The following is a 2,062-nucleotide window of genomic DNA, read 5'->3' on the forward strand; positions in this document are numbered from 1 at the left end:
CTTCTGGGCGATGGCGCTGGCGATCGCCCGATCAAGGGTCGTCTCGGCATTGTAGGCGGCAATAACGAAGGAAACATCGGGGATAGAGCTGACGTCAGGCTGCACGCTTGCCTCCCTGCTGTGGCGACGGCTGGCCATAGAGGCGGATTTCGCGGATGCCGACGAGGCCGCTGACGACACCAAGATGCATAATGCCGCGCAGCACGCTGCGGTTCCTGCGTACCGGACTGACGACGACCGGAAGTGCCGAGGCGAAGCAATAGATGGCCTTTGCCGAGGCCAGGCCGACCTGCTTGGCCAGACCGATTCCGCTGGCGCTGCTGCCCAGGAGATGGCCATGCGTCTGGCCGACGCGGAAGCGGCGGCGGCCGAGCCAATCGAATGCCGCCCTGGAGCGCGGCACCACCTCCTCGACCCATGCCTCGGGCGAGAAGGCGATGCGGCCGCCTGCCTTGTGCATCTGGTCGAAGAATTCGGTGTCCTCGCCGCCGGTCTGGCCACGCGCCAGGCTGAAGCGGCGGCCGCGCAGGCTGTCCGAGCCCATCCGCAGCAGAACGTTGCAGGTGTAGCCGGTCTGGATCTCGCCGCGCACCCAGACGGGCAAGGTCGAATGGAAATCGCCGCGCCGCATCCAGTCCGGCGCGTCCGGGCGATAGCGCGCCCTGACCGGGCCGAGCACGGCGGCGGCACCGCTTTGCTGCGCCATCGCGACCAGTTCGGCAAGCCATGGCGTCGTGGCCGTCTCGTCGTCATCGATGAAGGCGACGAAATCCGCGGTGCTCGCATCGAGGCAGGCGTTGCGGGCGATCGAGATGTTGCGCGCCGGGGCGTGCTGATAGTGGATCGGCACCGTCAATTCCCGCGACAGCGCCGCCACCAGGTCACGGGCCGATGGGGTGTCGTCATTGTCGGCGACGACGATGCGGACATCGAATCCCACCGGCATCTCCATGGCGTCGAGCGAGCGCAGCGTGTCGGCCAGTTCCGGCCGGCGGAACGTGCAGACGCCGATGTCGATGCTGCGGTCCTTTGCCGACACCGCCATCAGGCCACTCCTCGTCGCGAGCCGAGGCCGAGAAGCTGCAGCCAGAAGCCGACCGACCAGCCAAGATGCATGACCATGGCCGAGACACCGGCCAGCGCAACGTCGGCCTTGCGCTGGCGGATAGCCGCCACTAGCCCGTAGCCCAGGCAAACCGACGCCCACAGCAGCAGCGGCATCGCCGCCAGCCAGTGCACGAAGGAGAAGGCCGCCAGCAGCACCACCGGGAACACCAGCAGCGGCACCATCTGCCTCACCTTCGGGATGACGCGATGCTTCAGTACATTCTTGGCACGCCCGCGACCGTAGCCGAGATACTGGAAATAGAGGCCTGAGAGCGAGGCACGCGGGTAGTAGACCATCTGCGTCTTGCCGCTCATCCAGATCTTGTAGCCGGCCTTGCGCAGGCGATAATCGAGCTCGGCGTCCTCGTTGTGGCTGAACGTTTCGTCATAGCCGCCGACGGCACCGAACGCCGATATCCGCATCAGTGCATGATGGCCGTGATCGATCCACTGTCCCTGCGAAAGATGCCTATGCTTCGAGCCGCCGGTGCCGAGCTTGGAGTTCTGCGCCGCGGCCGCCGCTTTCTGCACGGCACCGCTGCCGCTGGTCAGCATCGAAACGACAACCGAATCCGCTGATGTAGCCAGGGCTTCCTCGACCAGCCGGTCGCAATAATCGTCGGGATAACCGCCATGCGCATCGATGCGGATGAGATAGTCGGCACCATCGCCGAAAGTACCGACGGCGAGATTGATCGCCGCGCTCTGGATACGCCGCTTGTTGTGGAGCAGGATAACCCGCGGGTCCCTGGCAATGACGTCGTCTACGATGGAAAGCGTGCCGTCGGTGCTGCCGCCGTCGGCGACGATGATCCGGGCGCCAAGCCGGGCGGCCGCGGGCCGCAATTGATCGAGCAGCGCACCGATATGGGCGGCTTCGTTCAGGCATGGGATGACGATCAGGCTGGATGAGGGTTTTTCCGTCTGCATCATCAACCTCTGTCCATCTTGCCCC

The 2,062-nt window shown here is 65.5% G+C and carries 3 protein-coding genes; all 3 read right to left on the reverse strand.

The window, feature by feature from the left end; all coding sequences use genetic code 11:
- Positions 1-138: glycosyltransferase (locus EN932_RS39335; protein WP_245483384.1), on the reverse strand; the 138-nt coding region annotated here is incomplete at its 3' end.
- Positions 95-1,045: a glycosyltransferase family 2 protein gene (locus tag EN932_RS34825; protein WP_127369355.1), complete on the reverse strand. Its 951-nt coding sequence runs from the start codon at positions 1,043-1,045 to the stop codon at positions 95-97. The genes EN932_RS39335 and EN932_RS34825, both read right to left, overlap by 44 nt.
- On the reverse strand, positions 1,045-2,037 hold the full coding sequence (locus EN932_RS34830) for a glycosyltransferase family 2 protein (protein WP_063173531.1): 993 nt from the start codon (positions 2,035-2,037) through the stop codon (positions 1,045-1,047). Before EN932_RS34830 ends, EN932_RS34825 begins: the two co-directional genes overlap by 1 nt.
- Positions 2,038-2,062 lie beyond the last annotated feature (25 nt).

Source organism: Mesorhizobium sp. M7A.F.Ca.US.002.01.1.1 (assembly GCF_004022955.1).
Lineage (GTDB): Bacteria > Pseudomonadota > Alphaproteobacteria > Rhizobiales > Rhizobiaceae > Mesorhizobium > Mesorhizobium ciceri.